The sequence below is a fragment of the Flavobacterium sp. DG2-3 genome, from assembly GCF_030730925.1.
Classification (GTDB): domain Bacteria; phylum Bacteroidota; class Bacteroidia; order Flavobacteriales; family Flavobacteriaceae; genus Flavobacterium.
The window spans coordinates 89,408-95,407 of record NZ_JAVAMB010000019.1; the positions used below are offsets into that span (position 1 = coordinate 89,408).

General features: G+C 38.7%; 3 protein-coding genes. All 3 read right to left on the minus strand.

The window, feature by feature from the left end:
* Nucleotides 1–303: 303 nt before the first annotated feature.
* Nucleotides 304–2,244, minus strand: a complete 1,941-nt coding sequence (locus tag Q9Q97_RS19880) for an OmpA family protein (RefSeq protein ID WP_306160306.1) — start codon at nt 2,242–2,244, stop codon at nt 304–306.
* Between the two features lie 12 nt (nt 2,245–2,256).
* Complete coding sequence (locus Q9Q97_RS19885) at nt 2,257–3,168, minus strand: type IX secretion system membrane protein PorP/SprF (RefSeq protein ID WP_306160308.1); 912 nt, start codon at nt 3,166–3,168, stop codon at nt 2,257–2,259.
* A gap of 66 nt (nt 3,169–3,234) precedes the next feature.
* Nucleotides 3,235–6,000: gliding motility-associated C-terminal domain-containing protein (locus Q9Q97_RS19890; protein WP_306160310.1), on the minus strand; the 2,766-nt coding region annotated here is incomplete at its 5' end.

Here is a 6,000-nt window from a genome sequence, read left to right on the forward strand (position 1 = left end):
TCCCAGCGACTCCACAAAAAAAGGCCTGTAAACAATTTGTTTACAGGCTTTTTGTTTTTTGGTTGACAATTAAATACAACCACTAAAAAACCATTAGCTAATTTTCTTCTATATTTTCTTTTGCATCCAAACCATACTAATTTCATGTTCTTTAATTGTACCAATGTTTTGAAAAAAACCACATTCAACAAAGCCCATTTTTTTATGAAATTCAATACTTGATTTGTTTAAAGAAGATAAAAATTAATTTTATTGTCAAAAAAAAGAGCCTTTTCTAAATTTAGAAAAGGCTCTTTTTTTTGATTATTCCATCGAAACGATAATAAACTCGCTGCGGCGGTTTAACTGGTGTTCTGCTTCGGTACAAGGAACATTGTCAGCGCATTTATTTACTAATTGGCTTTCTCCATATCCTTTTCCTGTTAATCTGTTTTTGTTAATTCCGCTTTTGATTAACCATTGCATAGTCGATTTTGCTCTTCTATTTGATAAATCCAAATTGTATTTTGCTGTTTGTCGGCTATCCGTATGAGAACGAACATCAATTTTGATTTTTGGATATTGTTGCATTACGGCAATGATTTTTTCTAATTCGAAAGCGGCTTGTTTCGTGATAGTAGATTTATCTAAATCAAAATAGATAATCGGAATATTTAGCGTTTTTGCTAAATCGGTTCCTACATCAATTGGCTTGATTCGTTTTTCTAATGGAACTGCAACTTCTGTTTTTCCAGCAGTTTCTTTCGTTGTAACAGGAATTTCTTTCGTTTCGTAATTCTCTTTTATAGTTCGAACATGATACTTCTTATTACAATCAACCTTAAAACTATAAGTTCCGTCTGCATTTGTAGTTGCTTCGTTGATCGTTTTAAATTCTTCATCCAATAACACTACTTTAGCATTGTCTAATGGCGCATTATTTTCTGAATCGACAATTGTCCCTGAAAGCGTTTGTTCGCAAGTCAATTTGCGAGTTTCGGCAAATTTGTAAATATCATCATTTCCTACTCCTCCTTCTCGGTTTGAAGAAAAGAATCCATTTCTGGTTTTACTGTCAATGATAAAAGCAAAATCGTCTTGTTTGCCATTTACAGGTGCGCCAACGTTTTGAACCGTTGTAAAAGTACCGTCTGAATTCATTTGAGAAACATAAACATCCAGTCCGCCTAATCCTGGCCTTCCATCGCTGGCAAAATACAATTCGTTTTCAGCCGAAATAAACGGAAAAGTTTCTCTTCCCTCTGTATTGATTGCTGAACCTAAATTTTCTGGTTTCCCAAAAGTATTGTCACCATTAATTGTCACGCTGTACAAATCAGATTGTCCCAAAGTTCCCGGCATGTCTGATGCAAAAAAGAGCTTCTTTTCGTCGCTGCTTAATGCTGGATGTGCCGTGCTATACTGATCGCTATTGAATGGCAACTCGATTATATTCGTCCATTTTCCGTTTACGAAATCTGCTTTATATAATTTAAGTAACGTATTTCTTTGATCGTCTCTTTTTCTTTTTCCGCCTAAGAAATTGTTTCTGGTGAAATACATTGTCTTTCCGTCCTTTGTAAAAACAGGAGTCGATTCGTTAAATTTAGAATTAATTTTCTTTTCGAATCGTTCTGGTTTTCCAACCGTTCCATCTGGCGCTAATTCTGCACGGTATAAATTGGTAAAAGATTTGTTGGTCCATTTAAATTTCTTTTTGGCAATGCCTCCCGTATCTCTTGCAGAAGCAAATACCAATTTATTATCTAAAAAAGCACTTCCGTAATCGGTTTGAGTAGAGTTGATTCCAGCTTCTTTTATTTCAAATCTTCCAGAATTAACATTAATCTGTTCTAAGTAGTTTTTATTATTTTCAAATAAAATTCCTCTCTTGTCGCTGTTTATTTTGTTGTGAAAAGCTTTTAGAATTTCATCTGCTTTAGCATATTCGCCCACCGCTTTTAAGGTTTGAGCATAACGATACAGATATTCTGGCTCTTGCTCTTTGTTCATTTCAAAAAGTTCATTATACCATTTTACCGCTTTAACCAATTCGCCATTAAAGTAATAGGCATTTCCTAACCTTTGAAACATTTCTTCATTTTTATACCCTTTATTGGCAACCTTTTCATACGTGTCAATAGCATCGATATAAGCTAAATGAGCATATTCTTTATCTGCTTTGTTCTGTTTTTGAACTTGTGCATTTCCTTCTAATGCCGATAGCAAAAGAAAGGCAGCAACAGCTATATTTTTAATTTTCATCTTTCAATTGATTTAGAAGAATCTTGGTGAAGTTATTTGGTCATAATTATTGAACAAATCGAATCGAAGGAATATCTCATGCGATCCTGAATTAAAATTGTTCAATCTTGTCGTTTCACGATCGTAGGCATAACCTGCAAAAAGTCCGTCTGTGATTTGAAATCCGACCATAGCGCTTAAAGAAGCACTCCATCTGTAAGAGGCACCAACCGTAAATTTATCATAGAACAGGAAGTTGGCAGAAAGATCAACTTGCAATGGCGCTCCTTCGACCATTTTGGTCAAAAGGGCAGGTTTGAATTTGATATATTCGTACTTATCCAAATTAAACACATAACCTGCAATCAAGTAATAATTGATTTTTTCTTTGAAAATGGCAACATCTGCATTATCGTATCGATTACTTTCAATAAAATTAGGAATCGATAAACCAACGTAAGCTTTGTCTGAATGCCAATAAATTCCCGCTCCAACATTTGGCGTAAATTTGCTGTTTAAGTCCTGTAACTGCGGATCGCCCTGATCTTTTACATCTAGTTTATTAATGTCTAGATTGAACAGATTTGCAGTTCCTTTAATACCAAACGAAAGTTTAGAAGTTGCTGAAACTGGAACTGTATAAGATAAATCAGCCGAGAAAGTATTCTCATTTGTTGGGCCAATTTTGTCATTTACAACAGAAACTCCCAATCCGAGATTGCTGTTACTTAATGGCGTATTTACCGAAAAGCTGCTGGTTTCTGGCGCTCCTTCAAGACCAACCCATTGTGTTCTGTATAATCCAAAAACACTCAATGCTCCGCGCGAACCCGCGTAGGCTGGATTGATATTAATGGTATTGTACATATATTGGGTAAACTGCGAATCCTGCTGTGCAAAACCCGCAATGCAAAAAAATATAAAAACGAAGACTAATTTTCTCATTTATTTTTTCTTTTTATGATGGCTTAGCTATAAAAAGCTAAGCCATTTTAAATTTTGCTTTAACTGTTATTTCGTAAGGTATAGGTATCCTGATTTCTGATGAACATTTGAATCGCTATCCTTATATTTTAGAACATAAAAGTATGTTCCAACAGGCAAGCTTTCCGATTTTTTGATCGTCGTACGCCCTTCAGAAACTCCAGTAAAGGCACGATCCTGATTATTGTACTGACTGCGTTCAAATACTAAAACTCCCCAACGATTGTAAATTTCCACTGTGTTGTCTGGATAACATTCTATTCCTTGAATGAAGAAATTATCGTTTAGCGAATCTCCATTTGGAGACAATACATTGAATACTTTTATGTTACAGCCACTCAATGACAACACCGTTGGATTATCGCCTTCGTTGCCACTATTATCAGAAGCATCTTTTACCGTAACTCCCAAAGGTGTTTGTCCCGTAACGAATGCCTGATTAGAAACACTTTCTGCATTGATATCGCTTTGTTTTATCGTATAGATTCCTCTAAAAGTGCTGTTATCGCTTTCTCCCGGAGCTAAAGCTATCGGTCCGCCAGTCATCACAATTCCTGGAAGCGGATCTTCAATTTTAATATTAGTCAATCTCACATTTCCGGTATTGGTTACCACAAAACTGTACGTTATTGTTTCCCCAGCATCAGCATTATTATTGTTGTTTTCATCATTGAAAACAGCATTTTTAATTAAAGCTATGCTAGATTTTTGCTGTAAAACAGTCACACTACAGCTAGGGCAAGTTGGCTCATAAAATGGATCATTTGTTCCTAGCGGAGATGGATCTTCAGAATCTGCCTCTATAGTATTTCCGTTCGGATCTTTTCCTGCAACTAAAGCCAAGTTATATACTGCTCCAAGATCAATATCTGCTTGAGTTAAAACATAACTAGCTGTGAAAGTCGTTTCGTCAACAGCTGAAGGAATCAATGATGCAATTGGCCCTCCATTCACCGTTACCATTGGATCTGTAACTACAATGTCTTTGATTGTAACATTTCCTGTATTTACAACTCTGAAAGTGTAATTAATACGATCTCCAGCATCTACAGTTCCGTTGGTATTGGCATCTTGGTACAATCCTGTTTTTAGCAGTCTCATACTTGGACTCTGAGTAAGCGTACTTACTGTTGGAGTATCATTATTTAATGCCGTTCCTGAAATATCCGTTATCGGTGTATTATTAGGAGCCGTTCCTGTAACTGTTGCCGTATTACTTACGCTTCCTGCGTTTAAGTCAGCCTGCGTAATCGTATAAGTAGCTGTAATGGTTCCTGATGCTCCAGGCGCAATTGTTGACGGGCTTACCGCCAATGCTGCGCTTCCTGTTTTGGCATCGTCAATTACAACATTTGTTAACGTAACATTTCCTGTATTGGTCACATCAAATGTATAGGTGATCTGATCGCCAACTGCTCCCGTTCCGCCTACTGATGCTGTTTTTACAACTGCAATCGCTGGGCTTTGCGTAAGATTCGTTACTGTATCGTCATCATTATTTGTTGCAGTTCCTGACGTATCGCTTACTGTCGCTGCATTCGGAGCTGTTCCTGTTGCAGTCGCTGAATTGGTTACGCTTCCTGCATTCAGGTCAGCTTGCGTGATCGTGTATGTAGCGGTAATAGTTCCCGTTGCTCCAGGCGCAATAGTTGACGGGCTTACCGCCAATGCTACGCTTCCTGTTTTCGCATCGTCAATCACAACATTGCTTAAGGTTACATTTCCTGTATTGGTCACATCAAAAGTATACGTGATCTGATCTCCAACTGCTCCCGCTCCACCTACTGCTGCTGTTTTTACAACTGCGATTGCTGGACTTTGCGTAAGATTAGTTACCGTGTCATCATCATTCGTTAATGCAGTTCCAGAAGTGTCGCTTACCGTTGCTGCATTCGGAGCTGTTCCTGTTGCAGTCGCTGTGTTAGTCACGCTTCCTGCATTTAAGTCAGCTTGGGTTATCGTGTAAGTTGCCGTAATAGCTCCAGTTGCTCCAGGCGCAATTGTTGACGGGCTTACCGCCAATGCTGCGCTTCCTGTTTTGGCATCGTCGATTACAACATTGCTTAACGTAACATTTCCTGTATTGGTCACATCAAAAGTATAGGTGATCTGATCGCCAACCGCTCCCGTTCCGCCTACTGCTGCTGTTTTTACAACTGCGATTGCAGGGCTTTGCGTAAGATTAGTTACCGTATCATCATCATTATTAAGCGCAGTTCCAGAAGTGTCACTCACAGTCGATGCATTCGGAGCTGTTCCTGTTACAGTCGCTGTGTTAGTCACACTTCCTGCATTCAGGTCAGCCTGCGTGATCGTGTAAGTTGCCGTAATAGTTCCAGTTCCTCCAGGCGCAATAGTTGACGGGCTTACCGCCAATGCTGTGCTTGCTGTCTTCGCATCGTCAATTACAACGTTGGTCAAAGTTACATTTCCTGTATTGGTCACATCAAAAGTATAAGTGATCTGATCTCCAACTGCTCCCGTTCCGCCTACTGATGCTGTTTTCACAACTGCAATCGCTGGGCTTTGCGTAAGTGTGGTTACCGTATCGTCATCATTAGTCAATGCAGTTCCCGAAGTATCGCTTACCGTTGCTGAATTCGGAGCTGTTCCTGTTGCAGTAGCCGAATTGGTTACGCTTCCTGCATTCAGGTCAGCTTGCGTGATCGTATATGTAGCTGTAATAGTTCCTGATGCTCCAGGCGCGATTGTTGACGGGCTTACCGCCAATGCAGTGCTTCCGGTTTTCGCATCATCAATTACAACATTTGTTAACGTAACATTTCCTGTATT

Coding starts and splice junctions, on each gene's coding strand:
- Q9Q97_RS19880 (WP_306160306.1), bottom strand. CDS start 2,244: ATGAAAATTAAAAATATAGCTGTTGCTGCCTTTCTTTTGCTATCGGCA.
- Q9Q97_RS19885 (WP_306160308.1), bottom strand. CDS start 3,168: ATGAGAAAATTAGTCTTCGTTTTTATATTTTTTTGCATTGCGGGTTTT.